Source organism: Actinomadura graeca (genome assembly GCF_019175365.1).
Taxonomy (GTDB): domain Bacteria; phylum Actinomycetota; class Actinomycetes; order Streptosporangiales; family Streptosporangiaceae; genus Spirillospora; species Spirillospora graeca.
The window spans coordinates 7514548-7539714 of sequence record NZ_CP059572.1; the positions used below are offsets into that span (position 1 = coordinate 7514548).

At 74.0% G+C, this 25167-nt stretch carries 26 protein-coding genes; 16 read left to right on the forward strand and 10 right to left on the reverse strand.

Translation table 11 applies throughout. The features are described 5' to 3' along the window. Nucleotides 1–11 precede the first annotated feature (11 nt). From AGRA3207_RS33395 to AGRA3207_RS33415, 4 genes are all read left to right on the forward strand, one after another. Nucleotides 12–950, forward strand: coding sequence for an LLM class F420-dependent oxidoreductase (locus tag AGRA3207_RS33395; protein ID WP_231331103.1), 939 nt, complete (start codon nt 12–14; stop codon nt 948–950). 68 nt (nt 951–1018) lie between these two features. Next, complete coding sequence (locus AGRA3207_RS33400) at nt 1019–2113, forward strand: baeRF3 domain-containing protein (protein ID WP_231331104.1); 1095 nt, start codon at nt 1019–1021, stop codon at nt 2111–2113. Nucleotides 2114–2330: 217 nt separating this feature from the next. Then, entirely contained in the window at nt 2331–3902 is a 1572-nt protein-coding gene (locus AGRA3207_RS40000) for a response regulator (RefSeq protein ID WP_273699966.1), read from the forward strand. After that, nucleotides 3878–4087 carry a hypothetical protein gene (locus AGRA3207_RS33415; RefSeq protein ID WP_231331105.1) on the forward strand — a complete coding sequence of 70 codons (210 nt, stop codon included), beginning with the start codon at nt 3878–3880 and terminating at the stop codon, nt 4085–4087. The genes AGRA3207_RS40000 and AGRA3207_RS33415 overlap by 25 nt, the downstream gene beginning before the upstream one ends. On the opposite strand, the gene AGRA3207_RS33420 is transcribed toward AGRA3207_RS33415, so the two are convergent. Both AGRA3207_RS33420 and AGRA3207_RS33425 read right to left on the reverse strand, forming a co-directional pair. Beyond that, a complete protein-coding gene (locus AGRA3207_RS33420; RefSeq protein WP_231331106.1) occupies nt 4088–4804 on the reverse strand; it encodes a metal-dependent hydrolase in 717 nt (238 codons plus the stop codon). Nucleotides 4805–4939: 135 nt separating this feature from the next. After that, the gene (locus tag AGRA3207_RS33425; protein WP_231331107.1) at nt 4940–5302 is read right to left on the reverse strand and encodes a winged helix-turn-helix transcriptional regulator; all 363 of its coding nucleotides are present in this window, start codon (nt 5300–5302) and stop codon (nt 4940–4942) included. A gap of 107 nt (nt 5303–5409) precedes the next feature. Here AGRA3207_RS33425 and AGRA3207_RS33430 point away from each other — a divergent pair, with 107 nt between their 5' ends. After that, nucleotides 5410–6033: an NAD(P)-dependent oxidoreductase gene (locus AGRA3207_RS33430; RefSeq protein WP_231331108.1), complete on the forward strand. Its 624-nt coding sequence runs from the start codon at nt 5410–5412 to the stop codon at nt 6031–6033. On the opposite strand, the gene AGRA3207_RS33435 is transcribed toward AGRA3207_RS33430, so the two are convergent. From AGRA3207_RS33435 to map, 3 genes are all read right to left on the reverse strand, one after another. Continuing rightward, a complete protein-coding gene (locus tag AGRA3207_RS33435; protein ID WP_231331109.1) occupies nt 6017–7060 on the reverse strand; it encodes a DNA polymerase ligase N-terminal domain-containing protein in 1044 nt (347 codons plus the stop codon). The two genes, AGRA3207_RS33430 and AGRA3207_RS33435, sit on opposite strands and share 17 nt — an antisense overlap. Before the next feature lie 77 nt (nt 7061–7137). Continuing rightward, nucleotides 7138–7800 carry a ComEA family DNA-binding protein gene (locus AGRA3207_RS33440; protein WP_231331110.1) on the reverse strand — a complete coding sequence of 221 codons (663 nt, stop codon included), beginning with the start codon at nt 7798–7800 and terminating at the stop codon, nt 7138–7140. A gap of 55 nt (nt 7801–7855) precedes the next feature. Then, on the reverse strand, nt 7856–8707 hold the full coding sequence (gene map / locus AGRA3207_RS33445; RefSeq protein ID WP_231331111.1) for a type I methionyl aminopeptidase: 852 nt from the start codon (nt 8705–8707) through the stop codon (nt 7856–7858). Between the two features lie 69 nt (nt 8708–8776). Here map and AGRA3207_RS33450 point away from each other — a divergent pair, with 69 nt between their 5' ends. Further along, the gene (locus tag AGRA3207_RS33450) at nt 8777–8953 is read left to right on the forward strand and encodes a hypothetical protein (protein ID WP_231331112.1); all 177 of its coding nucleotides are present in this window, start codon (nt 8777–8779) and stop codon (nt 8951–8953) included. A 60-nt stretch (nt 8954–9013) separates the two neighbouring features. Here AGRA3207_RS33450 and AGRA3207_RS33455 read toward each other — a convergent pair whose 3' ends face one another. Then, nucleotides 9014–9601: a hypothetical protein gene (locus AGRA3207_RS33455; protein ID WP_231331113.1), complete on the reverse strand. Its 588-nt coding sequence runs from the start codon at nt 9599–9601 to the stop codon at nt 9014–9016. Between the two features lie 93 nt (nt 9602–9694). Here AGRA3207_RS33455 and npdG point away from each other — a divergent pair, with 93 nt between their 5' ends. The 3 genes from npdG (at nt 9695) to AGRA3207_RS33470 (ending at nt 11634) form a co-directional block, all read left to right on the forward strand. Next, nucleotides 9695–10387 (forward strand): NADPH-dependent F420 reductase, encoded by a 693-nt coding sequence (gene npdG, locus AGRA3207_RS33460; protein ID WP_231331114.1) that lies wholly within the window; start codon nt 9695–9697, stop codon nt 10385–10387. 160 nt (nt 10388–10547) lie between these two features. After that, complete coding sequence (locus tag AGRA3207_RS33465; protein ID WP_231331115.1) at nt 10548–10880, forward strand: hypothetical protein; 333 nt, start codon at nt 10548–10550, stop codon at nt 10878–10880. A gap of 10 nt (nt 10881–10890) precedes the next feature. Next, nucleotides 10891–11634 carry a hypothetical protein gene (locus AGRA3207_RS33470; RefSeq protein WP_231331116.1) on the forward strand — a complete coding sequence of 248 codons (744 nt, stop codon included), beginning with the start codon at nt 10891–10893 and terminating at the stop codon, nt 11632–11634. A 193-nt stretch (nt 11635–11827) separates the two neighbouring features. Here the strand turns inward: AGRA3207_RS33470 and panB are convergent, their stop codons facing one another. Next, complete coding sequence (gene panB, locus AGRA3207_RS33475; RefSeq protein WP_231331117.1) at nt 11828–12676, reverse strand: 3-methyl-2-oxobutanoate hydroxymethyltransferase; 849 nt, start codon at nt 12674–12676, stop codon at nt 11828–11830. A gap of 194 nt (nt 12677–12870) precedes the next feature. On the opposite strand from panB, the gene AGRA3207_RS33480 reads away from it, so the two are divergent. The 3 genes from AGRA3207_RS33480 (at nt 12871) to AGRA3207_RS33490 (ending at nt 17268) form a co-directional block, all read left to right on the forward strand. After that, nucleotides 12871–14430, forward strand: coding sequence for an MFS transporter (locus AGRA3207_RS33480; protein WP_231331118.1), 1560 nt, complete (start codon nt 12871–12873; stop codon nt 14428–14430). Nucleotides 14431–14443: 13 nt separating this feature from the next. After that, nucleotides 14444–15040 carry a TetR/AcrR family transcriptional regulator gene (locus tag AGRA3207_RS33485; protein ID WP_231331119.1) on the forward strand — a complete coding sequence of 199 codons (597 nt, stop codon included), beginning with the start codon at nt 14444–14446 and terminating at the stop codon, nt 15038–15040. Between the two features lie 125 nt (nt 15041–15165). After that, nucleotides 15166–17268, forward strand: coding sequence for an ATP-binding SpoIIE family protein phosphatase (locus AGRA3207_RS33490; protein WP_231331120.1), 2103 nt, complete (start codon nt 15166–15168; stop codon nt 17266–17268). 27 nt (nt 17269–17295) lie between these two features. On the opposite strand, the gene AGRA3207_RS33495 is transcribed toward AGRA3207_RS33490, so the two are convergent. Both AGRA3207_RS33495 and AGRA3207_RS33500 read right to left on the reverse strand, forming a co-directional pair. Next, nucleotides 17296–19098, reverse strand: coding sequence for an NAD+ synthase (locus AGRA3207_RS33495; protein WP_231331121.1), 1803 nt, complete (start codon nt 19096–19098; stop codon nt 17296–17298). Nucleotides 19099–19130: 32 nt separating this feature from the next. Further along, complete coding sequence (locus tag AGRA3207_RS33500) at nt 19131–20387, reverse strand: MDR family MFS transporter (protein ID WP_338028240.1); 1257 nt, start codon at nt 20385–20387, stop codon at nt 19131–19133. A gap of 55 nt (nt 20388–20442) precedes the next feature. On the opposite strand from AGRA3207_RS33500, the gene AGRA3207_RS33505 reads away from it, so the two are divergent. Beyond that, nucleotides 20443–21489: an ArsR/SmtB family transcription factor gene (locus AGRA3207_RS33505; protein ID WP_231331122.1), complete on the forward strand. Its 1047-nt coding sequence runs from the start codon at nt 20443–20445 to the stop codon at nt 21487–21489. On the opposite strand, the gene AGRA3207_RS33510 is transcribed toward AGRA3207_RS33505, so the two are convergent. Next, nucleotides 21486–22505, reverse strand: coding sequence for a terpene synthase family protein (locus AGRA3207_RS33510; RefSeq protein ID WP_231331123.1), 1020 nt, complete (start codon nt 22503–22505; stop codon nt 21486–21488). The two genes, AGRA3207_RS33505 and AGRA3207_RS33510, sit on opposite strands and share 4 nt — an antisense overlap. A gap of 155 nt (nt 22506–22660) precedes the next feature. On the opposite strand from AGRA3207_RS33510, the gene AGRA3207_RS33515 reads away from it, so the two are divergent. Genes AGRA3207_RS33515 through AGRA3207_RS33525 form a run of 3 tightly spaced genes read left to right on the forward strand, consistent with a single transcriptional unit; the run spans nt 22661 to nt 25103 of the window. After that, nucleotides 22661–23476, forward strand: coding sequence for a substrate-binding periplasmic protein (locus AGRA3207_RS33515; protein ID WP_231331124.1), 816 nt, complete (start codon nt 22661–22663; stop codon nt 23474–23476). Continuing rightward, a complete protein-coding gene (locus AGRA3207_RS33520; protein WP_231331125.1) occupies nt 23437–24303 on the forward strand; it encodes an amino acid ABC transporter permease in 867 nt (288 codons plus the stop codon). Before AGRA3207_RS33515 ends, AGRA3207_RS33520 begins: the two co-directional genes overlap by 40 nt. Beyond that, entirely contained in the window at nt 24300–25103 is an 804-nt protein-coding gene (locus tag AGRA3207_RS33525; protein WP_420830822.1) for an amino acid ABC transporter ATP-binding protein, read from the forward strand. The genes AGRA3207_RS33520 and AGRA3207_RS33525 overlap by 4 nt, the downstream gene beginning before the upstream one ends. The last annotated feature ends 64 nt before the right edge of the window (nt 25104–25167 follow it).

Genomic DNA, 25167 nt, shown 5'->3' on the forward strand with positions numbered 1-25167 from the left:
AGGATGAGGCCATGAGGGACTTCCGCTTCGGATTCAACCTCTTCGACATCGGCTCCCGCGGCGAACTCGCCGGACGGTGCCGCCGGGCCGAGGACTACGGGTACGACGTCGCGCTCGTCCCCGACCATCTGGGCTCCCCGGCGCCGTTCCCGACCATGGTCGCGGTCGCGGAGGCGTGCGGGCGGCTGCGCGTCGGCACGCTCGTCCTGAACGCCCCGTTCTGGAATCCGCATCTTCTGGCCCGCGAGGTCGCCACCGCCGACCGCCTCACCTGCGGGCGGCTGGAGCTCGGCCTCGGCGCCGGGCACATGAAGTGGGAGTACGACGCGGCCGGGATCGGGTGGGAACCGTTCGGCGCCCGCGCGTCCCGCCTCGCCGAGACGGTCGCGGAGCTGGGACGGCTGTTCCGCGCCGGCGGCTACGAGCAGCGCCGGGCGCTGGACGAGCACTTCGGCCTGGCCGCGCTCACCCCCGTCCAGCGGACCGGGTTCGGCGGGTCGGGGCCGCCGCTGCTGGTCGGCGGCACCGGCGACACGGTGCTGCGGACGGCCGCGGCGCATGCCGACATCGTCGGGATCGCGGGCGCGTACCAGGTGAGGGGGGCACCGCCCGGGACGTTCCGGCTGGGCACGGCGGAGGAGGCCGCCGGGCGGGTCCTGTTCGTCCGGGAGCACGCGGGGGACCGGGTGCGGGAGATCGAGTGGAACCTCCTGGTCCAGCATGTGGCGGTGACCGGCGACCGCCGCGCGGAGGCCGGGCGGCTGCACGCGGCCCAGCTCGGGGACCTGGGCGTGGAGGAGATCCTGGACACCCCGTTCGTGCTGATCGGCACGGAGGCGGAGATCGCGGAGCAGCTCCGGGAGCGGCGCGACCGGTTCGGTTTCTCCTACATCACCGTGCACTCGCCGTTCATGGACGTCCTCGGCCCGGTCATCGCCCGTCTCCGCTGATTTCCGGACGGCCCAGAACTCAACTGGTACTTACACCTCATTTACCTACGGTTCGGTAGAAAAGGGATATGGACGCTGCCACCCTGTCCGAACTGCGCAAGCCGCGGGCCTACCCGGCGGTCTCGGTGCTGATGCCGACGCACCGCACCGCCCCGGGCAACCGCCAGGACCCGATCCGGCTCCGCAACCTCCTCGCGGAGGCGCGCCGCCGTCTGCACGAGGACGCCCGCGTCCCGGCGGACACCGCCGACGAGGTCGTGCGCGGCCTGGAACGGGCGGTGGAGGACGCCGACCCGCGGCACGCGGAGGACGCGCTCGTGCTGTTCGCCGCGCCCGGCGGGGAGCACCACACCTTCGCGATCGGGCAGCCCGTGGACGAGCGGGTGATCGTCGACACCGGGTTCGCGACGCGCGACCTCGTCGCCGCCCACTCGCGCGTCCGGCGCTACTGGCTGCTGTCGCTGTCGGACCAGGGCTCGCGGCTCTGGGACGGGCAGGGCGCCGAGCTGGCCGAGCACACCGCCGACGGCTTCCCCGTCGAGCCCGCGCCGGCCGCCGAGGAGGGCTCGGGACGGCACTCGCCGCGTGGCGGCCAGAACGGCGACGAGCGGCACCGCCGGATGATGCGCGAGGTCTCCGCCGCCCTCGACCACGTCCTCGCCCGCGACCGCAGGCCGCTGATCGTCGCGGGCGTCACCCGCCACCAGGCGTTCTTCGACGAGGCGGCCGGTCCGCACACCGCCGTCGCGGGACGCGTGGACGGCAGCTACGAGGGCGCCTCCGCCGGCACGCTCGCCGAGGCGGCCCGTCCCGCGCTCGCCGCCTACGAGGACCTCCGCGAGGTCGGGGTGCTCGCGGAGCTGGAGGCGGCCCGCAGCATCCAGCGCTACGGCGGGGGACTGTGCGAGGTCGCGCGGCTGGTGGAGGAGGGCCGCGGCGAGCACCTGGTCGTCGAGCGCGGGTACTACGCGCCCGCGGTGCGCACGCGCGGCGAGCTCGTCCCGGTCGAGGGGATGCCGGGCGTGCTCCACGGCGCGGACGTGGTGGACGACGCCGTCGACGATGTCATCGAGACGGCGCTGGAGTACGGCGGCGACGTCACGTTCGTGGCCGACGGCTTCCTGGTCGACCACGAGCGCATCGCCCTGGTCACCCGCTTCTGACACCCGTCCGGCCCGCCGTGGCCCGGCGCTACGGGCGGCGGCCGCACGACGGGTCGTGCCGGCTCACCCGGCCGACCGGCCATCTGCGCCCCGGGTAGGGGAGCCGGCCCGGCGGATGCGCCGGCCAACATGCCCCGGGGGACGTCCCGTGTCCGGGAAATGTCCGGATCTCGTGACACGGCGGGGAGCCGCGCCGCCGGTGTCGAATAATGTCCGGGTGGCGAGCATTCTCTTCGTCGAGGACGACCCGTCCGCCCGGGCGGCGCTGGAGCTCGCGCTCGCCCGGTTCGGGCACAGCGTGACCTCCCGCGCCACCGGCGAGGAGGGGCTGGAGGCGCTGCGGGCCCGGCCGCCCGAGATCGCGATCCTGGACGTGATGCTCCCGGGCGTGGACGGGGTCGAGGTCTGCCGCCGCATCCGCCGTGACGACCTGCGCGGCGGCGCGGCGCTCCCGGTGATCCTGCTCACCGCCCGCGGTGACGACCTGGACGTGGTGCTCGGACTGGAGGCCGGCGCCGACGACTACGTCGTCAAGCCCGTCGAGCCGCGCGTCCTGGACGCCCGGATCCGGGCGGTCCTGCGCCGCGCCGACCAGACCCGCCTGGACCGCACGGCCCACGGCGACCTCGTCATCGACCGGACGTCGCTGAAGGTGACCAAGGCGGGCGCCGACATCCGCCTCACCCCGACCGAGCTGCGGCTGCTGCTGGAGCTGACCCGCAGGGCGGGGCGGGCGCTGCCCCGCCGGCACCTGCTCGCGGCGGCGTTCACCGCGGTCGCGCTGCTGTCCTCGATGGTCGCCTCCGGCGTCTCCTACGTGCTGCTACGGCGCGCGACGCTCCAGCGCGCCCAGGACGCGGTGCTCACCGACGTCCGCCGGACCCTCGCCCGGCAGGTGCCGCCGGAGCTGCCGCCCGACGCCGGCGGCCTGCTCGGCGCGCAGCTGGAGGAGGATCTCGCCGCGCCCCCGGGACGCAAGGCGGCGGCCGTGCCGGCGCCGCCCGGCGGGTCGCCGCCCATCCCGGCGCCGGGACGGCTGGACGTGCCGGTCGGCGCGGCCTTCGCGCGGCGGGCGCAGACCGGTGTGGTGTTCCAGCGGGTCGTCCGCGACGGCACCCCGTACCTGCTGGTCGGCGCGCGCGTCACCGGCTACCGGACGGGCGGGGGCAGGGCGGCCCGGACCACGCCGCCGACGGTGTACGTCACCGCGAGCCTGCGCCGCGAGGCCGCCGACCTCGCGCTGCTGACCCGCGTCCTGATGATCGAGAACGCGCCGGCGCTGGTGCCGGCGCTCGCGCTGGCGCTGCTGGCGACCCGCGGCGTGCTGCGCCCGGTGCGGCGCCTCGGCGCGGCGGCCCGCGCGCTCGGCGAGGGCGGGCTGGAGACGCGGGTGTCGGTGCGCGGCCGTGACGAGCTCGCCGACCTCGCCCGCACCTTCAACCGCACGGCCGAGGCGCTGGAGCGGACGGTGACGGAGCCGCGCGCGATGGAGAAGGCGTCGCGGCGGTTCGTCGCCGACGTCTCCCACGAGCTGCGCACCCCGCTGACCTCGATCGCCGCGACGGACGTGCTGGCGGAGGAGGCAGGGCCGGGGGAGGGCGCGGCGCCGCTCGTCGCCTGCGAGACCCGGCGGCTCGGGCGGCTCGTCGAGCACCTGATCGAGATCAGCCGGTTCGACGCGGGCGCCGCCGCGCTCGTCCGCCCACGTCCGAGGAGGAACGCCTCGGCCTGCGCACCGAGGTCCGCGGCACGCTGGTGGCCCGGGTGTCGGACGACCCGTCGACGCTGATCGTGGACGTCGTCCCCGGCCCCGGCCGCCGCCCCACCCTCTCACGCGCCGCACTGGCACAGATCGCCTGCACCGCGGACGCGATCACCGGGATCGACCGGGTCGGGCTGCGGGGCGCGCCCGGGACCGGCGGGAACGCGTGGGGCGTCCTGACCTGCGGCCGGTTCCGTGACCTGCTCGGCTGATCAGCCCTTCGTCAGCCACTGGGTGGTGACGTCGCCGAGCACGGAGCGCACGGCGAGGATCGCGATCCCGAGCGTGAGCACCGGCGCGACCACCCAGCGTTCCATCTTCCCGTCGGTGCGCGGGATGACGGGCACGTCGACCCGCCAGCTCATCGGCCAGAGGACCGGGCAGCCCCGCGGTGTCAGGCAGTCCCCGGCCACGTGCGCGAGGCAGCCCAGTGTCACCGCGAACCCGACGAAGCTCATGTCGAGGTCGTGCATCAGCCACACGGCGATGGCCGCGAGCGCGCAGTCGGCCAGGGCCGACTGGGGCTCCTTGCCCTCGAAGTCCAGCCCGACGCCGCGCAGGCCCAGCCCGACGATCATGAACAGGCAGGCCCACCAGGCGTACACGACGTGCGTGGCGAGCGCGTCCATGGCCCAGCCGACGCCGACCGCGAAGAGGATCGAGTGGGTGGCCTCCCGGTGCCCGCCGGAGAGCTTCCCGATCCACTTGCACATGTGGTGGGTGATCGGGCCGAAGGTGTTGGCGATGCGCCCGTTGTGATGGTCGATGTCGGGCAGGATCGCCGCGCCCGCGCACACGACCGCGCCCGCCGTGACCTGCTCGGCCGACAGCGACACCGCGAAGTCGCCGAGCAGCCGCTCCTGCGCGATCACGGGCACGGCGGCCAGCCACGCGAGTGCCCCGCTCAGCGCGTGCGTCTTCCCCATCATGCCCGGAACCCCCGACTTCCCACCCGTTTCGCCAGCACGGCCGGACTCTAGCCCGCTACCGAGTGTTTTCAGCGCCGACGCGCCGAAGCGGCCACCACGTCCATTTGATGGCGGACGGCCCGGGGTGGTTCCGCGTCAGACGGCCGCGGCGGCGTCGTGGTGGTCCCGCGCGGTGATCACTGCCCCGACGTTCTCCTGCGCCCACTCGGTGATGGCCTCGATCGGGCGTTGCAGGGACAGGCCGAGAGGGGTGAGGGCGTACTCGACGCGGGGCGGGACCTCGGCGAAGACGTGCCGCGTGAGCAGGCCGTCGCGTTCCATGGCCCGCAGCGTCTGGGTAAGGACCTTGGGTGTGACGCCGCCGATGGTGTCGCGCAGATGGGTGAAACGACGGGGGCCGCCGGCAAGGGTCAGCACGACCAGCACCGACCACTTGTCGCCGATCCGGTCGAGGATCAGCCGGGTCGGGCAGTCGGGATCGAACGCGTCGCCTCTCATAGTTTCCGAAGGATATCAATGGATCGTTGAAGTAACCGGTATCCGATGGATACTTTCGGCCCGGGCGGTGGCCTCCGCCCTCTCGACCACAGTCAAGGAGATCTGACATGAGGATTCTGCTGATCGGCGCGACCGGGATGATCGGACAGCGGGTGGCCGACGAGGCGCGCCGCCGGGGCCACGAGGTGACCGGTGTCACCCGCAGCGGAAAGGACGGCACCGCCCAGGCCGAGGCGTCCGACGCGGCGGCCGTGGCCGCGCTCGCCGAGGGCCACGACGCGGTCGTCCTCGCGGTGGCGCCGCCCCGCGACGGCTCCGAGGCCGCCGGGCCGCTGGTCGCGGCGGGCCGCGGCACGCTGGCCGGGCTGCGCTCCGCCGGGGTGCGCCGCCTGGTCGTGGTGGGCGGTGCCGGCAGCCTGGAGGTGGCGCCCGGGGTCCGGCTCGTGGACACCCCCGAGTTCCCCGACCTCTACAAGGCCGAGGCGCTCGCGCAGGGCGAGCTGCTCGCCGTGGTCAGGGCCGAGGCCGGCGACCTGGACTGGACCTACATCTCGCCCGCCGCGGGGATCGAGCCCGGCGAGCGCACCGGGGCGTTCCGCGTCGGCGGCGACCAGCTGCTCACCGACGCCGGCGGCAAGAGCTTCATCAGCGCCGAGGACTACGCCGTCGCCCTCGTGGACGAGCTGGAGAAGAACGAGGCCGTGGGCCGCCGCATCACCGTCGCCTACTAGGGACGAGCCGCCAGGCGTCCGACTCCCCGCCCGGCTCGTACCGGGAGTCGAGGCGCTTGGCGACCACGCCCGGCAGGTCCCGGGCGCGGGCCGCCTCGCGGACGGCGCCGCCCTCGCCCGGGTACCAGGGCGCCGTCTGCCAGAGCGGGCCCGACAGCCCGAGGCCGTCGAGCGTCTCCCGGCGCTCCCGGTACGGGACGTCCAGCAGCGGCCTGCCGTCCAGGTGCAGCACGTCGAAGATCAGGTAGGTCTCGCGGCCCTCCAGGACGGCGACCTCCCCGTCCAGCAGCGCCGGGCGGGCGCCGAGCGCCGCGCCGAGCCGGGAGCCGAGGCGGGCGGGGCCGTCCGCCGCCCGGCCCCCGTCGCCGGTGAAGCGGGCCCGGCCGCCTTCGACGTAGGCGAGCAGGCGCCGCCCGTCCCAGGCGAACTCGAACGCCCACGCCGTCCCGTCCCGGGGCAGCCGGGACCGCTCCGACGCCCGCATGGGCGGCAGCGACTCCGGGAGCGGCTCGGCGCCGGGATCGGCCGGCGGGTCCATCCGGTGGATCATCCAGTTCCTGCCGCGGGTCCGGAACAGCACGTACCTGCCGGACACGCGCGAGCCGTGCAGGACGACCTTCACCTCGCGCTCGGACCACTTCTCCGTCTCGTACGTGCCGCGGTCCCAGATGTGGACCGCGCCGCCGCCGTACTCCCCGCGCGGGATGTCGCCCTCGAAGGTGGCGTACTCCAGCGGATGGTCCTCGGTGTGCACGGCGAGGTGGTTCGTCTCCGGGCTCCACGGCAGGCCCTTCGGCACCGCCCAGGACACCAGCACCCCGTCGCGCTCGAAGCGCAGGTCCCAGTGGAGGCTGCTCGCGTGGTGCTCCTGGACGACGAAGGTGTCGTCGTCGCCGTGCGGCAGCGCCCTCTCCTCGGGGACGGGCTCGGGCGTCCTCCCGGCGTCGCGCCTGCTCCGGTACTCGGCGAGCCGGTCGCCCTTCCCCGGCGCCCTCGCGTCCTTCTTCGCGTCCTTCTTCGGGGTCACGGCCGCTACCTACCCACCCCGCGCGGACCACCCTTCGGGCGTTCGCCCCGGGGGAGTGCCGCCCGCGGGGCGTCCGCTCAGCGGATGAAGACGGCGTAGTCGGCCACGTCCGCGGTGAGGGCCGGCGGCAGGCCCGCGACCGCGGACAGCTCCTCGGCCGAGACGAATCCGCCGGTCTCGGCGCGCACCCGCTCGATTTGCGCCGCCAGCTCGGGGGTGATGCCGGGCAGCAGCGACAGCGCCTCCGCCGGGGCGTGGTTGACGTCGACCAGCCCGCCGTCGTTGTACTGCTGAGGCAGGTCCGGGCGCCCGATGCGCAGCTCCCTGGCGAGCCCCGGGTCGGACGCGGCGAGCTCCCGCGCCTTGTCGCGCAGGAGCCGCTGCCGCCGGACCCGCTCCACGACGGCGTCGTTGTCGACGCCCGACAGCCCGTGCGGGTCGAACACCCGCCGCCGGATCAGGAACGCGTGCCCGCAGCCGACGAGGCCCAGCAGGATCAGCAGTAACCCGGCCGAGCCCGGCGCCATGAGCAGGATCGCCGTGTAGAGCGCCAGGTAGACGGCGGACGAGATCCACAGGTCCGCGCTGCGCCGCCACAGGGCCGCCGCCGCGAACGAGAACGGGGTGACGAGACCGACCGTGAGAAGCGGCAGCGCCGCCCACGTCGCGCTCAGCGCCGCCCGCCCCGGCGGCATGCTGTCGGACGGAACCCTCGGGTCGTACGGAGCTGGGGCGTTCATCTGGCGGGTCTCCCGGCCGGAGGTGCGGTGGTTCGGACTCTAGATCAGCGGGTCGTCACGGCAGGGTGAGGATTTCGTGGCCGTCGCCGGTGACCAGGATCGTGTGCTCGAACTGCGCGGTGCGCCTGCGGTCCTTGGTCACCACGGTCCAGCCGTCCGCCCAGATGTCGTAGTCGTGGGCGCCGAGCGTGAGCATCGGCTCGATGGTGAACGTCATGCCCGGCTCGATGACCGTCGTGGCGTTCGGGTCGTCGTAGTGCGGGACGACCAGGCCCGAGTGGAACGTCGTGCCGATCCCGTGGCCGGTGAAGTCGCGGACGACCCCGTACCCGAACCGCTTGGCGTAGGACTCGATGACCCGGCCGATGACGTTCAGCGCCCGCCCGGGCTTGACCGCGCGGATGCCCCGCATCGTCGCCTCGCGGGTGCGCTCGACCAGCAGCCGCGACTCCTCGTCGACGTCCCCGCACAGGAACGTGGCGTCGGTGTCGCCGTGCACGCCGTCGATGAACGCGGTGATGTCGACGTTGATGATGTCGCCGTCGCGCAGGACCGTGTCGTCGGGGATGCCGTGGCAGATCACCTCGTTGAGCGAGGTGCACAGCGACTTCGGGAACCCGCGGTAGCCGAGCGTGGACGGGTAGGCGCCGTGGTCGAGCAGGAACTCGTGCCCGATGACGTCGAGCTCGTCGGTGGTGACGCCCGGCCGGACGTGCCTGCCGACCTCTTCGAGCGCCTGCGCGGCGATCCTGCCCGCCACCCGCATACGCTCGATGATCTCCGGGGTCTTGACGTCCGGCTCGCCCGTCCGCGGGCGCTTCTTCCCCACGTACTCCGGGCGCGGGATGTGCGCGGGGACCTTCCGCATCGGCGAGACGGTGCCGGGCCGGAGTAGTTGGGTCGTCATAGTCATGGAGTGTAGTCAGCGTGTCCGGGGCACGAATCCCGTGCCGAAGCGTGATCGAAGGGGAGGCCGATGGCCGGCAAGGACGGTGACTGGTGGTTCTGCCTGAAGCACATGAAGGTCGAGCACGGGCCGGGCTGCCCGAACAAGGACCGGATGGGGCCCTACGACTCGGAGGGCGCGGCGGCGGCCGCGCTGGAGACGGCCCGGGAGCGCAACGAGACCTGGCGTCGCCAGGACGAGCACTGATCAGGCGGGCACCGGCCGGGCGGGCCGCGGCTGGGCGGGCGGCGGTCAGACGGGCGGCGGTCAGTCGACGACGGGACCGCTGACGGTCTCCAGGAGCCGGGCGAGGCGGCTGCGCAGGCCGCGGACGCCGCGTCCCGGCTCGGCGCCCGCGGCGGCGCTGACCAGGTGCTGGGCGCCGTCGAAGGACAGGACCGCCTCGCCCGGCGGCACGGTCAGCGCCTCGTGCGCGAGGCCGCGCAGCTCACGGTCGCCCCCCTCCAGCGCGAGAACGCGCGCGCCGGTGCGGCGGGCGTCGTCGACCCGCTCCAGCAGGGGGGCGGGGGCGTCCTCCTCGGCGACGACGAACAGCGTCTCGCCCCGCTCGGCCGCCTCCAGCCGCTCCAGCCCGACCCGCAGGTGCGGGGGCGCGTCCGGCGGCGGCGACCAGCGCACCAGCGTGGGGGCCAGGCCGGGCGCGTCACCGAGGCGGCTCTCGTCGTCCAGGTGCGCCGCCAGGTGCCAGGGATCGTCGCCGGGCGTGCCGACGAGCAGGAGCCCGCCCGCCGTGCGGGACGTCACCCGCAGCGCCCGCCCGAACTCGCGCGTCCGCTCCAGCCAGCCGGTGGCCGACAGCACCTCGCGCAACATCGTGACCTGCTCGGCGTCCACCCGACCATCGTGCCGCACCCGGCGCCGCCGCGCAGGCCCTTCCCGGGGAGCCGGGTGCTTCCGGGGGGAATGTCGCCTGGCAGACTCGGCGGCATGACCGAACAGCAGAAGGGTCCCGGCGACCTTCCGGACGCCGGCGGCCTCACCATCGGGATCCTGGGCGGCACCGGCGACCAGGGCAAGGGCCTCGCGCGCCGGTTCGCGATGGCCGGGAACCGCGTGGTCATCGGGTCGCGGAAGGCCGACCGGGCGCGGGAGGCCGCCGAGGAGCTGGGCGCGGGCCTCCCGGTCTCCGGGGCCGAGAACCCGGTGGCCGCGGGAGACGCCGACGTGGTGATCGTCGCGGTGCCGTGGGACGGCCACCGGGCCACGCTGGAGTCGCTGCGCGCCGAGCTGGCCGGGAAGATCGTCGTGGACTGCGTGAACCCGCTCGGCTTCGAGAAGGGCAAGGGCGCCTACGCGCTGCCGGTCGAGGAGGGCAGCGCCGCCCAGCAGGCCGCCGCCGTGCTGCCGGACAGCCGCGTGGTCGCCGCGTTCCACCACGTGTCGGCGAAGCTGCTGCTCGACCCGGGGGTGGACGCGATGGAGCTGGACGTCCTCGTCCTCGGTGACGACCGGGAGGCGACCGACCTGGTGCAGGCGCTCGCGGGGCGCATCCCCGGCATGCGCGGCGTGTACGGCGGGCGGCTGCACAACGCCCACCAGGTCGAGGCGTTCACCGCGAACCTCATCTCCATCAACCGCCGCTACAAGTCCCACGCGGGCCTCCGGGTCACCGACGTCTGACCGGGCCGGTCCGGGGGGTGTGGGGGTCGTCCCCCACAAGGAACCGGACCGGTCCTCCGGGGCAGCGATCCGGACGAAAGTAGTGAAAACTGGCGGGAGCGGTAGCTGTCGGCGGCGCGTCCAAGTGCTGTCGTCTTATGATCGGTGTGCGATAGGGCAGGTGGAGATGAGGCAGAACCGGTCGGCGGACCCGTGGAGCACCTTTCTCGCCCCGTCGGGGCGTGCCCCGGGGGTGACGCCGTCCGGCGCGGCGTCCTCCGGAGAGCCGGGCCGCGCGCCCGGCGGTGGTGACGATCCCGGCGGCGAGGACGCGTGCCACCGCGTCCTGGAACGTTTGAGGGCCGCGCGGGGCCCGTTGTCGCTGGAGCAGATCCACCACGCCACCCGTCTCGGGCTGCTGGAGGTCGCCGACGCCGTCGACGCGCTGCGCGGACGCGGGCTGGTCGAGGTCGAGCGGGAGATCGACGAGGTCGTGAGGCTGACCGAGGGATGAACGGGGCCGGATGATCGGATACGTCGTCGCCGTCTCGCTGAGCTGCCTGGTCGGCGTCGCCGAGCTGGTCAGCCGGTACCGGGACCGGCCCACCACGCTGGTGCGCGTGCCGAGCACCTGGGCGTACGTGCTGATCAACGGGGGCGCGGGCGCGGGGTCCCTGCTGCTCCTGCACACCTTCGACTGGCGGTTCGGCGTCCAGGCCGCGGACGTGGCCGGGGCGACGCAGGTGCTGGTGGCGAGCCTCGGCTCGATGATGGTGTTCCGCAGCGCGGTGTTCACCGTCCGGGTCGGGGACGAGGACGTCGCGGTCGGCCCGAGCACGCTGCTCACCTCGCTGCTCGCCGCCGCCGACCGTGGCGTGGACCGGATGCAGGCCAAGACCCGCGCGCAGGAGGCGGGCGAGATCATGCGGGGCGTCTCGTTCCGCAAGTCGCGGCTCGCGCTGCCGACCTACTGCCTCGGGCTGCTGCAGAACGTCTCCGCCGAGGACCAGGCCGACCTGCGCACCGCGGTGGACGCCCTCGCGGGCAGCGAGATGACCGACGGGCAGATGGCCCTCAACCTCGGGCTGCTGCTGATGAACGTGGCGGGACCGGACGTGCTCCGGTCGGCCGTCCAGACGCTCGGCGCGGAGATCACGGTGGACGGCGGCGGGGCGCGGCCCGTGCCGCCGCCCCGCGAGGGGCAGGCGGACGAGGCCGGCAACGGCGGTCACCGCCCCGAGCTGGCCCGGGCCAACCCCGACCGGTAACCCGCTCGCCCACCCGGCCGTGTCCCTCGGACCAGCCCAGGCGTCACGCGGGCGCGCGCCCTGACCGGTGGGGCAAAGCCGGAGGCAAGCCCCACCGGGAAGATCGCGAAGCGATGACGCGCTCGCCCGAGCACGGTCAGCGGGACGAGCCGCCAGGCGAGTCCCTCTGGGCCGGGATTGCAGTGAACACAGCTCAGCGGTAGGAGTGCTCGGGCGCCGGGTAGACGCCGTTCACGACCTCGTCGGCGTAGGCGCGGGCGGCGTCGCCGAGCAGCGCACCCATGTCGGCGAACCTCTTGACGAACTTCGCGGTGTGCGGGGTGAGGCCGGCCATGTCCTGCCAGACGAGGACCTGGGCGTCGGTCTGGTTGCCGCCGCCGATGCCGATCGTCGGGATGGACAGGGAGGCGGTGACGCGGGCGGCGAGGTCCTCGGGGACGCATTCGAGCACGACCGCGAACGCGCCCGCGGCCTCCAGCGCCTTGGCGTCGGCCATCAGCTCCTCGCCGGACTCGCCGCGGCCCTGCACCCGGTACCCGCCGAAGACGTTCACCGACTGGGGGGTGAGGCCGAGGTGGCCCATCACCGGGACGCCGGACGCGACGAGCGCCTCGGCCTGCGGCAGGACCCGGCGGCCGCCCTCCAGCTTGATCGCGTGCGCGCCGGTCTCCTTGAGGAAGCGGGTGGCGGTCGCGAGCGCGTCGGCGACGCCGGCCTGGTAGGAGCCGAACGGCAGGTCCGCGACGACCATCGCGCGCTTGGAGCCGCGGACGACGGCGGCGGTCAGCGGGATGAGGTCGTCCACGGTGACGGGGATCGTGGAGTCGTAGCCGTAGACGACCATCGCGGCGGAGTCGCCGACGAGCAGGACGGGGATCCCGGCCTCGTCGAAGATCCGCGCGGTGAGGGCGTCGTAGGCGGTCAGCATGGGCCACTTCTCGTGCCGCGCCTTGGCGGCCGCGATGTCGCGCACGGTGACCCGCCGCCCGCTCGTACCGCCGTAGAGCGCGGTCGCCTGCGCGGGCGTGACAGTTGCAGACATGGAGTACCTCCGGTCTCGAGGCGCCACTGCGGCGTACCCGGACGGAACCGATCGTGCCACTTGGAGAACGATTCGGGAACCCCGCGCCATTCCCCGGATCCGGGGAATGAATTCCGAAACGATACCGTTGCGTATCGCAGTGACAAGGCGTACGCTCATTACGCAACGCAGACGTATCGATAGAGAGGGGCACCTTGGACCCGGACACCATCCGGCGGCGCCGCTGGTACATCCTCGGCGTCCTGACCGTGAGCCTGCTGGTGGTGGTGCTCGACAACACCATCCTCAACGTGGCGCTCAAGACCATCGCCGACCCCGACAAGGGCCTCGGCGCGACCCAGAGCCAGCTCGAGTGGTCGATCAACTCCTACACGCTGGTCTTCGCCGGGCTGCTGTTCACCTTCGGGGTGCTCGGCGACCGGTTCGGCCGCAAGCGCGTCCTGATGGCCGGTATGGCGGTGTTCGCCGTCGCCTCCCTCGCCTCGGCGTACGCGCAGTCCCCCGAGCAGCTCATCTACGCCCGCGCCCTGATGGGACTCGGCGGCGCCGCGGTGATGCCGCAGACGCTGTCGATCATCACCAACGTCTTCGAGCCGCACGAGCGCGGCCGCGCCATCGGCATCTGGGCCGGCGCCGTCGGGCTCGCCGTGGCCATCGGCCCGATCACCGGCGGGCTGCTGCTCGCCCACTTCTGGTGGGGCTCGGTCTTCCTGATCAACGTGCCGGTCATCGCGGCGGGGGTCGTGCTGATGGCGGTGCTCGTGCCCGAGTCGCGCAACCCGCGGCCGGGGCGGCTCGACCCGCTGGGCGTGGTGCTCTCGGTGATCGGCCTCGTCGTGCTGTCCTACGGGATCATCCAGGGCGGCGAGAGGGGCGACTGGCTGGCGCCCGCCGTCCTCGGCCCGATCGGCGCCGGGACCGCCGTCCTCGCCCTGTTCGCCTGGCACGAGGCCCGCAGCGACTCGCCCGCCTTCGACGTCGGGCTGTTCAAGGACGCGCGGATGTCGGCGGCCGTCGCCTCCATCGCGCTGTGCTTCTTCGCCGCCGCGGGCGTGTTCTTCTTCGCCAACTTCTACATGCAGTCGGTGCGCGGCCTGACGCCGCTGGAGTCCGGCGCCATGGTCCTGCCGTTCGCCGCCGCGCAGCTGATCTTCTCGACCCGCAGCGGCGGGATGGTCCGCCGCTTCGGCGCCAAGGCCGTCTGCACGGCCGGGCTCATGCTGGTGGCCGTCGCGCTCGGCAGCTACCAGTTCGTCGGCACCGACACGCCCCTGTGGATCCTCGGCGCCATCTTCTTCGTCCAGGGCGCGGGGATGGCCAACGTGATGCCGCCCGCGACCGAGTCGGTGATGTCGGCGCTGCCCCGCGAGAAGGCGGGCGCCGGGTCGGCCATCAACAACACCGCCCGGCAGGTGGCGGTCGCGATGGGCGTGGCCGTGCTCGGCTCCGTCATCGCCTCGGTCTACCGCGGCGACCTGCGCGGCGACCTTGCCGCCCTCCCCGCGGGCGCGCGCGAGGCGGCGGGCGAGTCCATCGCCGGGGCCCACGCCGTCGCGTCCCGCGCCGGCGGCCAGACGCTGATCGACCACGCGGACGCCGCGTTCGTGCACGCCATGCACACCGCGTCGATCGCCGCCGCCGTCGTCGCGTTCCTCGGCGCGCTGGTCGTGCTCAAGTGGATGCCCGCCCGCGACGCCGCCCCGGAGGACGAGATCCTTTCCGAGGCGTCCGAGCAGGAGCCGGCCAAGGTGTGAGAACGTGACAGGGATGACCACGGAAGCAGCGACCGAGCGGCGGGCGGGACGGCCGCGCAGCGAGCGGGCCGAGAAGGCCATCGTCGAGGCGACGCTGGACCTGCTCGCCGCCGAGTCGGGGGTCGCGGGCGTGACGATCGAGGCCGTCGCGTCCCGCGCCGGGGTCGGCAAGACCACGATCTACCGGCGCTGGCCCAACAAGGAGGCGCTGATCGTGCACGCGCTGGCGGCGGTCAAGCGGCCGCTGCCCGAGCCGTCGGGCGGGTCCGTCCGCGCCGACCTGCTGCAGCTGGCCAGCACGCTCGGGGCTGAGCGCAAGCGCAAGCACGCCAAGTGCTTCTGGAACGTGGCGGGCGGCGCGGAGAAGTACCCCGAGCTGTACGCCCGCTACCGGCACGACATCATCGAGCCGCGCCGCGCGGTCATCCGCGGGGTGCTGAGCCGGGGCGTGGAGACCGGGGAACTGCGCGCCGACCTCGACCTGGAGGTCGGGGTGACGATGCTGATCGGCCCGCTCACCACCAGGCCGCCGGGCGAGGGGCTGCCGGACGGGTACGCCGAGGCGGTCGTCGACACCCTGCTGCGGGGGATCGGCGCCCCTCCGGAGTGAGTCGTTCGCCGGATTTCCACGTCGTAAGCGTGATCTTCTCCCCCCAGCCCGGTGTCATGCCCCATACTGTCGCTGGGTAGTGCTAAGACGAACGGCTTTCTGGAGCGCGTCAGGTGAGATCCGTCATGGCGCCGCGAGGCGATGCGCCCGCCGCCGATTCCGCGTCCCGGACCCTGGTCATCGGCATTGACGGGGCACGGCGGATCGTGCAGTGCGGGCCGAACGTGGGCGCCGTCATCGCGCGTACCACCGACGACCTGCTCGGCCGTCCCGCCGCCGACCTGGTCGGGGACGAGGGCAAGGCCGAGCTGGAGGGCCTGCTGGAGGCGATCGGCGCCGGGCAGGAGCGCACGGCCGTGCTGCCGGTGCTGCGCGGGTCCGACCGGGCGGCGGCCGACGCGGTGGTGACCGCGCAGCCCATGGTCGGCGGCGCGGACGGCGGCGGCCCCGCCGGTCTGCTGTTCGTCCGGGTGGCGCTGCCGCCGAGCGAGCGCTACCAGGATCCGGCGCTGATGCGGCGCGCGCTGATGGACGACCAGGTCACCCGGTTCGGCGCCTCGCTCGACCTCGACCAGTCCGCGCGGGGCCTCGTCGACGTCGTCGTCCCGCACTTCTGCACGGCGGCCTCGGTGCTCGTGCTGGAGAGCCTCGTCGCCGCCGACGAGGTGCACAGCGAGTCCGGTTCGGCGGTGCTGCGCCGCATCGCCGTGACCTCCGACGACGGCAACCCGGCGTGGACGTCCACGTTCCCGGTCGGGGAGGTGCTGGTGTTCCCCGAGGGCACCCCGTACCGCCAGGTCATGGACACCGCGCGGCCCGTCCACCTGCCGAACATCGGCGCGGAGCTGGCGGGCGACATCGGCAGCAAGTGGCGGCGGACCCCGGCGGGCGAGCTGCTCGCGGGCGTGTCGATGGTGCTGCTGCCGATGATCGCGCGCGACACCCTGCTCGGCTTCATCGCCTGCACGCGGGTGCCCGGGTTCCGCCGCTTCGACGCCTACGACGTCGAGATCGGCATGGAGTTCGCCTCCCGCGCCGCGATCGTCATCGACAACGCGCGGCTGTTCAGCCGCGAGCGGGCGACCGCGCTGGCGCTCCAGCGCAGCCTGCTGCCGAACCGGCTGTCCGCGCCGTCCTCGGTGGAGGTCCGGCACCGTTACCTGCCGGGCAGCAAGCTCGTCGAGGTCGGCGGCGACTGGTACGAGTCGATCGCGCTGCCCGGCGCCCGCGTCGCGCTGATCGTCGGGGACGTCGCCGGGCACGGCGTGCGCGCCGCCGTCACGATGGGCCGGCTCCGCACCGCCCTGCACACGCTGGCGAACCTGGAGCTGCCGCCCGCCGACGCGCTGCACGTCATGCACGAGCTGATGATCGAGCTGGGCGAGCAGGAGCCGCACTTCGCGACCTGCGTGTACGCGGTGTACGACGCGACGAGCGGCACGATCGAGATCGCCTCGGCCGGGCACCTGCCGCCGCTGCTCGCCGGCCCCGGCGGCGACAACGAGTACCTCCAGGTCGCGCCCGCGCCGCCGCTCGGCGTCGCCGGGGGCGCGGCCATCGAGAGCCGCGAGTTCACCGTCGAGGACGGCAGCCTCTTCGTCATCTACACCGACGGCCTGGTGGAGAACCGGGGCCGCGACATCGACGACGGCCTGGCGCGGCTCCAGAAGATCTTCGGCCCGGGGTCGGTGGACCGTCCCATGGAGGACCTCGCCAAGGCCACGCTCGACGGCGTGTACGCCGACCAGCACCGCGACGACATCGCCGTGCTGATCGCGCGGCTGCGGCGGCTGCCCGAGGACCGCTACGCCTCCTGGACGCTGCCCGCCGACCCGGCGGCCGTCCGCCGCGCGCGGGGCCTCGTCCGCTCCCGGCTGGAGGAGTGGGGCCTGGAGGACCTGGACTACACCACCCAGCTGCTGGCGTCCGAGCTCATCACGAACGCGCTGCGGTACGCGCACGGCCCCATCGAGCTTCGGCTGCTGCTGGAGCGGACGCTCGTCTGCGAGGTACTGGACCGTTCTGCGGCGCTGCCCCGGCTGCGGCGGGCCGAGGACGACGACGAGAACGGCCGCGGGCTCCTCGTCGTCAGCCAGCTCGCCCACCGGTGGGGCGCCCGCCGCACCGCGGCGGGCAAGGTCGTGTGGTGCGAGCAGATCGTCCCGGGCGTGGACCCCGACCCGTCCGAGCAGGTCTCGTCCTGGCCGGGGGAGAGCCACCACCGCTGAGCGGCCCGGCCCTCCCCGGCGGGACGGTCAGCGCGCGGACGGCCCTCGCTCGCGCCAGCGGCTGGTGATGGGCAGCCGGCGGTCGCGGCCGAAGTTCTTCGGGGTGATCTTCGGGCCGGGCGGGTACTGGCGGCGCTTGTACTCGGCGAGGTCGACCAGGCGGATCACCCGGTCCACCAGCGCGGGCTCGTGGCCGGCGGCGACCAGGGCGTCGCGGCCCATGTCGCGCTCGACGTAGTCGACGAGCAGCGGGTCGAGCACCGCGTAGTCGGGCAGCGAGTCGCGGTCCAGCTGGCCGGGGCGCAGCTCGGCGGATGGCTCCTTGAGGATGATCGCCTCGGGGATCGGCTCCTGCGCGAACGGGTGCAGGAACGGCGGCCCGCCGTCCCCCGCCTGCGTGTCGCGCCAGCGGGCCAGCTCCCACACCATCGTCTTGGTGAGGTCCTTGATGGGGCCGAACCCGCCCGCGGAGTCGCCGTAGAGGGTGGAGTAGCCGGTGGCGAGCTCGCTCTTGTTGCCGCCGGTCAGCACGAGGTGGCCGTGCTCGTTGGACAGCGCCATCCACACGTTGGCGCGGATGCGGGCCTGGAGGTTCTCCTCCGCCAGGCCGTGCAGGTCGAGCTCGGCCTCGAACGCCTCGACCATGCCGCCGATGGGCACGATCCGCGAGCTGATCCCCTGCCGCTTCACGAGGTCCTCGGCGTCGGTGACCGACCCCTCGGAGGAGTACCGGCTCGGGAGCAGGACGGCGTGCACGTTCTGCGGGCCGATCGCGTCGGAGGCGATGGTCGCGACGAGCGCGGAGTCGATGCCGCCGGACAGGCCGAGGATGACCGAACGGAAGCCGTTCTTGCGGACGTAGTCGCGGGTGCCGAGGACGAGCGCCGCGTACACCTCGGCGTGGTCGTCCAGGGGAGGGGCGACGGTTTGCGGCTCGACGGCGTAGGCGGGCAGGGGCCGCGCGGACAGCTCGTGCCGGTCGACGGTGATGGTGGTGCCGTCCCGCGCGTCCACCGGCGTGCGCCCCGGCCGGACGGACGGGTCGGCGGAGGGCAGCGCCAAATCGGCGACGAGCAGGTGCTCGGTGAACTGCGGGCCGCGGGCGAGGAGCGTCCCGTCGGCGGCGACGATGACGGAGTCGCCGTCGAAGACCAGCTCGTCCTGGCCGCCGACCATGTTGACGTAGGCGAGCGCGCATCCCGCCTCCCGGGCGCGCTCGGCGCACAGGTCGAGGCGGGCGTCGTCCTTGTTGCGCTCGTAGGGGGAGGCGTTGATGGCGAGGAGCAGCCCGGCGCCCGCCGCGCCCGTGACGCCGACGGGCCCGCCGTCCTGCCACAGGTCCTCGCAGATGACCGTGGCGACGTCCACGCCGTGCACCCGCACGACGGGCAGCCGGTCGCCGCGCACGAAGATCCGGTACTCGTCGAAGACGCCGTAGTTCGGCAGGTGGTGCTTGGCGGACCGGACGAGCACCTCGCCGCCGTGCAGCCACGCGGCGCCGTCCAGCGGCGACCCGGCGGGCTGGCCGGGGCGGACGAGCCCGACCGTCCGGCGGTCGAGGTAGCCGGTGACGACCGGCAGGTCGCCGAGGCCCTCGCCGGCGAGGCGGCGCGCGACGCGCTCCAGCGCCCGCTGGGACGCCTCGACGAACGACGCGCGGAGCGCGAGGTCCTCGACCGGGTACCCGGTCAGCATCATCTCGGGGAAGGCGACCAGGTGGGCGCCCGCCTCCGCGGCGCGCCGGGTCCATTCCACGATCAGGTCGGCGTTGCCGTCGAGGTCGCCGACGGTCGGGTTCACCTGCGCGAGCGCGATCCTGAGCTGTGCCACGCACCCCAGCCTAGGTCCTCGCCCCAGTCTCGTCACTTTGACGAGAAGAGGGTGGCGAGGGTGAGGGCGCGGCGGCGGCGGATGGCCGGGGCGAGCGCGAGCTGCCCCGCGGCGGAGACCAGGGCGAGCGCCATGCAGGTCAGCCACAGCGCGGGCGGGCCGCCGGCCTCCAGCAGCCGGGTGCCGCCGAGTGGCGCCAGCAGGAACCCCGCCGACCACGCCAGCCCGTACATGCCGCTGTAGCGTCCGCGCAGGTCGGCGGGCGCCAGGTCGGCGACGACCGCCTGCAGGACGGCCGCCGCGATGATCTCCCCGGCCGTCCACACCAGGATCGCGCCGACGAACGCGGGCAGCGACGACGCCGGCGCGGTCAGCCCGTTCCCGACGCCGGCCAGCGCGAACCCGGCCACCAGCACCAGGCTGTGGTCGCGGCGGCTCAGCCATGCGCCGGCCAGCGGCTGCACGACGACGACCAGCACGCCGTTGGCGGCGATGGCGATCCCGTACGCCTGCGGGCCGAGGCCCTCCTCCTTCATCGCCAGTGGCAGGGTCGTCATGCACTGCGTCAGCACGAACGCGAAGACGCCCGTGATCAGCACGAACGCGACCATGACCCGGTCGCGCAGGACCCGCCCGAACCCGCCGCGGGCGCCGCCCGCGGTCCGCCGCCGTGTCTCCGGGACGGCGCGCCACACCAGCACCCCGAACGTCGCGCAGGTCAGCGCGTCGATCCAGAACAGCCACAGGAAGCCCTGCCGCGCGAGCGTCCCGCCGAGCACCATCGCGAACGCCCAGCCGAGGTTGACCGCCCAGAACAGCAGGCCGAACGCCCGCGGCCGGTCCGCCGGGGAGATCAGGTCGGCCACCATCGCCTGCGACGCGGGACGGTACATGTCCAGCAGCACGCCGAGCACCAGCGCCGCCGCGACGAGGGCGGGCAGCGTCCGCGCGTGGCCGAGGGCGAGCATCGCCGCGCCGCTGCCGACGGTCGCGGACGTCAGCGTGGCGCGCCGCCCGATCCGGTCGGCGAGCGCGCCGCCCGCGAGCTGTCCCGCGAACGTGCCCGCGCCGAGGACGGCCATCACCACGCCCGCCTCACCGAGCGACAGGCCGCGCGTCGTCGTCAGGTACAGCCCGAGGAACGGCCCGACCATCGTCCCGAGCCGGTTGAGCAGCGTGCCCGTCCACAGGACCCAGAAGGGCCGGGGGAGGCCGCCGACGCGTTCCCGGAGGAAGGCCGCGACCCTGCCCGGACGGGGGCCGACAGGAGTGTCTTCCAGGCTGGTCACTCACCCGATGGTCGGGGGGTCCCGCGTCGCGCGACACTGATTTAGGCTGGACTAAATGATCGAGCTGGTGTTCGCGCCGGACGACGTCGCCCGCGTCCGGTTCGCGTTCTCCCCGCTGTGGGAGATGGTGCGCAGCCTGCGCGTCCTCGCCGACCCGTCCGGGCACGCGCTGCACCTGCCGTGGGCCCGCACCGTCCGCCCCCGGCTGCGCGGGCTCGACCTCGGACCGCTCCATGAGCTCGTCCCGTCCTGGGGGTACATCCCCGACTTCCTCACCCCGCCGCCCGTCACCCCGCTGCCCGACCTCGGCGCCGAGCTGGACGCCGTCCGCGCGACGCCGCCCGAGGTGGTCGCCGCCGAGCTGCGCTGGACCGAGCGCGGCGACAGCGCCGTACCCGGGCGGCTGGCGATGGCCGACGACCCCGCGCGGACCCTGGAGACCGTCGCCGACCTCCTCGAACGGTACTGGGCGGCCGCGCTGGAGCCGTTCTGGCCGCGCGTCCGCGATCTGCTGGAGGGCGACGTCCTGCGCCGGGCCCACGCCCTCGCCGCGCGCGGCGCCGAGGGCGTGTTCGCCGGGCTGCACGACGCGGTCGGGTGGCGCGCCGGGACGCTGTCCATCGACCGGCGCTGGGAGTTCCGCGGCGGGCTCGCGGGGCGGGGGCTGCTGCTCGTCCCGAGCGTGTTCGTGTGGCCGAGCGTGTCGGTGATGCTGCCGCCCTACCAGGCGATGCTCAGCTATCCGCCGACCGGCGTGGCGACGCTGTGGGAGTCCGGCGGGCCGCCCGGTCCGGGCGGGGGCCGCGCGCCGGGCGCGCTGGCCGCGCTCATCGGGCGCCGCCGCGCCGAGCTGCTCACCGTGCTCGCCACCCCGGCGTCCACGACGGAGCTGGCCGAGCGGATGGGCGTCACCGCGGGGGCCGTCAGCCAGCACCTTGGTGTGCTGCGCGCCTGCGGCCTGGTCACCGGGCACCGGCTGGGGCGCCGCGTCCTCTACGTCCGCACCCCGGAGGGCGACTCCCTCGCCGTGTCCGCCGCGGCCTCGGCCCGGGCGCGCACGCGTCACGGAGAGGTCGCCCTGAGACGGGCCCCGGGGTGTTAGCGCAGGGAGGCCAGTGCGTCCAGGCGGATCGAGGACGGGGTGCCCTGGGACTCGTAGCGGCCGGACTCGGCGAGCCAGTCCAGGTGGGCGCGGGGCGTGTCCAGCAGGACCTTCACGACCTGCGCGGCGGCGGCGCGCTGCGCGACGGTCAGCTGGAGCCGGTCGAGCATGTCGGGCAGCCTGCGGGCCGCCTTCCACGCCGCCTCCAGCCGGTCTTCGATGTGCTCCACGACCATGTCGCCGGCCCGCGCGATGTCCACCCCGTGGGCGGCGGCGAGGACGGCCGGCAGGTTGTGGACGTCGCCGCGCCCGGACTCCAGGTCGTGCGAGGCCAGGTCGTTCGCCCAGGCCACGACGTCGGCGACGCTGTCGGCGAGGGTCTTCCAGTCGGGGGTGCGCAGCAACCTGGGCGACAGCTCGACGCCGAGCACCGGCTCGATCAGGTCGAACAGGAACGGGCCGCAGGCCCGGCGGCGCAGCGGCGCGTACTCGGCGGGCTCCGGGGTGTGCCCGATGCGGCGGTTCACGGCCTCCTCGGCGCAGCCGTCGCGGTGCGCCTCCAGGTGCAGCATGAACCGGCGGCGCCAGTCGCGGCTCATGGCGCGGGACGTGGCCGGCCACAGCTCCACCAGCGCCGCCTCCAGCGGGCGGGCGCCGGGACGGGCGTGACCGCGCCGCATCGCGCGCAGCAGGTCGTCGTACAGCCCGTGGACGGCGCTGCCGCTGTCGGCGAGCGGCGGGTGGTCCAGCGTGTCGCTCAGCGCGAGCGCCCACGTCAGCCAGCGGGCGAACAGGTCCACGGCGCCGAGCTCGGCGTCGGGGAAGACCCGCGCGGCGAGCCGCTCGCACCTGGCCCGGCCGAGCGGGGAGGTGTCGGGGTCGCCGAGCACCAGTCCCCGGCCGCGCGCCCAGGACTCCACCTGCGCGCACAGCTGCCACGACTCCGGATGCATGACCGACGGGGCGGCCAGCGGGGCCGCCCGGTCGGTCGTCGAGAGAAGAAGTGAGATGTCCACGACCCGGCCCACGCTAGTGACCGGGCCCGGCCGGGCCCATGATCGCCACGTCAATTCTTGGGGAAAAGGGTATGTGGGGACGGTCACGGGCGAGTCTGCCGGTCCCCCCGGCGGCCGTGACATAGTGCTTGATCACGATCGACTCAGGAGGAGACGTGTCCAGACGGACCACGCGTTGGGCCCTGGGCGCCGGCCTGGCCGCCCTGTCACTGACCGCGTCGGCGTGCGGCGGGGACGAGGGCGCCACGGTGCAGGGCGTCAAGCTCGTCGAGAAGGGCAGGCTCACGTCCTGCACGCACCTGCCGTACCCGCCGTTCCAGGTGGAGCGGGGCGGCAAGGTCGTCGGCCTCGACGTCGACCTGGTCGACCTGGTCGCGAAGAAGCTGGGCGTCACGCAGAAGGTCGTCGACACCCAGTTCGAGACGATGAAGACGGGCGCGGCGCTGAACGCCGGCAAATGCGACATCGTGATGGGCGGCATGACGATCACCCCCGAGCGCACGACGTTCATGGACGTGTCGCGGCCCTACTTCGACGCCACCCAGGCGCTGCTGGCGAAGAAGGGCAGCGGGATCACCTCCCTCGACGACGTGAAGTCCAGGAAGCTCAAGCTCGGCTCCCAGGCCGGGACGACCGGGGAGGACTACGTCAAGGGCAAGGGCCTCGACCCGGCGTCCTTCGACAACTCCAACGCCGAGCTGGACGGCCTGCGCACCGGCCAGGTCAAGGTGATCGTGCAGGACTACCCGGTCGTCAAGGGCTGGCTGAAGGACCCGGCGAACACCGGCTACGAGATCGTCGCCAACCTCAACACCGGCGAGCAATACGGCTTCTGGATCCGCAAGGGCCACAACCCGCGGCTCGTCCAGCTCACCGACCAGGCCATCGCGCAGGCGAGGGCCGACGGCACCTACAAGAAGATCTACGAAAAATGGATCGGCCCGATGCCGGCACCGGGCCGCCCGTCGTGACGGCGGAGTCCGCGCAGGCGGCGCCACCGGCGGGGATGTCCCGCCGGCGCCGCCGGCGGCTCTCGCTGGGCGCGCAGTACGCGCTGTTCGCCGCCGTCGTGCTGGCCGTCGTGCTGCTGGCGGACTGGCCGACGCTGCGGCTCAACTTCGCCAACTGGGGCGTCGCCAAGGAGCTGTTCCCCGACATCATCACGGTCGGGCTGCGCAACACCGCCGTCTACACCGCGGTCGGCTTCGGGCTCGGGCTGGCCGGCGGCCTGGTCGTCGCGCTGATGCGGCTGTCGTCGGCGCCGCCGTACCGGTGGTTCGCGACCGCCTACATCGAGACGTTCCGCGGCCTGCCGCTGCTGCTGATCTTCATCTTCGTGGGCGTCGGCGTGCCGCTGGCCTTCCCCGGGACGACCATCCCCGGCGGCGCCGTCGGGCAGGCCGGCCTCGCGCTCGGGCTGGCCGCCGCGGCGTACATGGCCGAGACGATCCGGGCCGGGATCCAGGCCGTCCCGAGGGGGCAGATGGAGGCCGCGCGGTCGCTCGGCATGTCGCACGGCCGGGCGATGCGGTCGGTCATCCTGCCGCAGGCGTTCCGGATCATCGTCCCGCCGCTCACCAACGAGCTGGTGCTGCTGTGCAAGGACTCCTCGCTGGTGCTGTTCCTCGGCATCACGCTGGAGCAGCGGGAGCTCACCAAGTTCGGCCGCGACCTGGCCGGGCAGGAGGGCAACACCACCCCGATCATCGTGGCGGGCATCTGCTACCTGATCATCACGATCCCGCTGAGCCTGCTGGCCCGGCGGCTGGAGGCGCGCCAGCGCAGGGGGCAGCGATGACCGGTCCCGGCATGCCCGCGGCGGCCGCCGGCGGCGGCCGCGCCATCGAGATCCGCGGGCTCCGCAAGTCGTTCGGGGCGAACGAGGTGCTCCGCGGCATCGACTTCCACGTGGAGCGCGGCGAGGTGGTGTGCGTCATCGGCCCGTCCGGCTCGGGCAAGTCGACGCTGCTGCGCTGCGTCAACCTGCTGGAGGAGCCGGACGCGGGGACCGTCCGCGTCGCGGGCGCCGAGGTGACCGGCCCCGAGGTCGACATCGACGCGGTCCGCCGCCGGATCGGCATGGTGTTCCAGTCGTTCAACCTGTTCCCGCACCTGACCGCCCTCGGCAACGTCGCGCTCGCCCAGCGCAAGGTGCTGCGCCGGGGCCGCGCCGAGGCCGAGCGAATCGCCCGCGAGAACCTCGACCGGGTCGGGCTCGCCGACAAGGTCGGCGCCTATCCCGCGCAGCTGTCCGGAGGGCAGCAGCAGCGGGTGGCGATGGCGCGGGCGCTCGCGATGGGACCCGAGGTGATGCTGTTCGACGAGCCGACGTCCGCGCTGGACCCCGAGCTGGTCGGCGACGTCCTCGGCGTGATGCGGGCCCTGGCCGAGGAGGGGATGACCATGCTCGTGGTCACCCATGAGATGGGCTTCGCCCGCGAGGTCGCCGACCGGGTGGTGTTCATGGACGGCGGCGTGGTCGTCGAGGAGGGGCCGGCCGCCCGCATGATCACCGACCCCGGTCAGGGGCGGACGCGCGCGTTCCTGTCCCGGGTCCTGGATCCCGCCGCCACCCGGGTCGGGGATGGTGAGGGGTGAGTCGTCGGATATGTTCCGGTCAAGAGGAGCCCTCGCGTAACGTCGCGGTAACAGCCGACGGGCA

Excerpts from the sequence above, each read along its gene's own strand:
- AGRA3207_RS33395 (WP_231331103.1), top strand. The coding sequence starts at position 12 with ATGAGGGACTTCCGCTTCGGATTCAACCTCTTCGACATCGGCTCCCGC.
- AGRA3207_RS33470 (WP_231331116.1), top strand. The coding sequence starts at position 10,891 with ATGATCGGATACGTCGTCGCCGTCTCGCTGAGCTGCCTGGTCGGCGTC.
- AGRA3207_RS33485 (WP_231331119.1), top strand. The coding sequence starts at position 14,444 with ATGACCACGGAAGCAGCGACCGAGCGGCGGGCGGGACGGCCGCGCAGC.
- AGRA3207_RS33525 (WP_420830822.1), top strand. The coding sequence starts at position 24,300 with ATGACCGGTCCCGGCATGCCCGCGGCGGCCGCCGGCGGCGGCCGCGCC.
- AGRA3207_RS33400 (WP_231331104.1), top strand. The coding sequence starts at position 1,019 with ATGGACGCTGCCACCCTGTCCGAACTGCGCAAGCCGCGGGCCTACCCG.
- AGRA3207_RS33490 (WP_231331120.1), top strand. The coding sequence starts at position 15,166 with ATGGCGCCGCGAGGCGATGCGCCCGCCGCCGATTCCGCGTCCCGGACC.
- AGRA3207_RS33430 (WP_231331108.1), top strand. The coding sequence starts at position 5,410 with ATGAGGATTCTGCTGATCGGCGCGACCGGGATGATCGGACAGCGGGTG.
- AGRA3207_RS33450 (WP_231331112.1), top strand. The coding sequence starts at position 8,777 with ATGGCCGGCAAGGACGGTGACTGGTGGTTCTGCCTGAAGCACATGAAG.
- AGRA3207_RS33420 (WP_231331106.1), bottom strand. The coding sequence starts at position 4,804 with ATGATGGGGAAGACGCACGCGCTGAGCGGGGCACTCGCGTGGCTGGCC.
- AGRA3207_RS33440 (WP_231331110.1), bottom strand. The coding sequence starts at position 7,800 with ATGAACGCCCCAGCTCCGTACGACCCGAGGGTTCCGTCCGACAGCATG.
- AGRA3207_RS33520 (WP_231331125.1), top strand. The coding sequence starts at position 23,437 with ATGGATCGGCCCGATGCCGGCACCGGGCCGCCCGTCGTGACGGCGGAG.
- AGRA3207_RS33425 (WP_231331107.1), bottom strand. The coding sequence starts at position 5,302 with ATGAGAGGCGACGCGTTCGATCCCGACTGCCCGACCCGGCTGATCCTC.
- npdG (WP_231331114.1), top strand. The coding sequence starts at position 9,695 with ATGACCGAACAGCAGAAGGGTCCCGGCGACCTTCCGGACGCCGGCGGC.
- panB (WP_231331117.1), bottom strand. The coding sequence starts at position 12,676 with ATGTCTGCAACTGTCACGCCCGCGCAGGCGACCGCGCTCTACGGCGGT.
- map (WP_231331111.1), bottom strand. The coding sequence starts at position 8,707 with ATGACGACCCAACTACTCCGGCCCGGCACCGTCTCGCCGATGCGGAAG.
- AGRA3207_RS33505 (WP_231331122.1), top strand. The coding sequence starts at position 20,443 with ATGATCGAGCTGGTGTTCGCGCCGGACGACGTCGCCCGCGTCCGGTTC.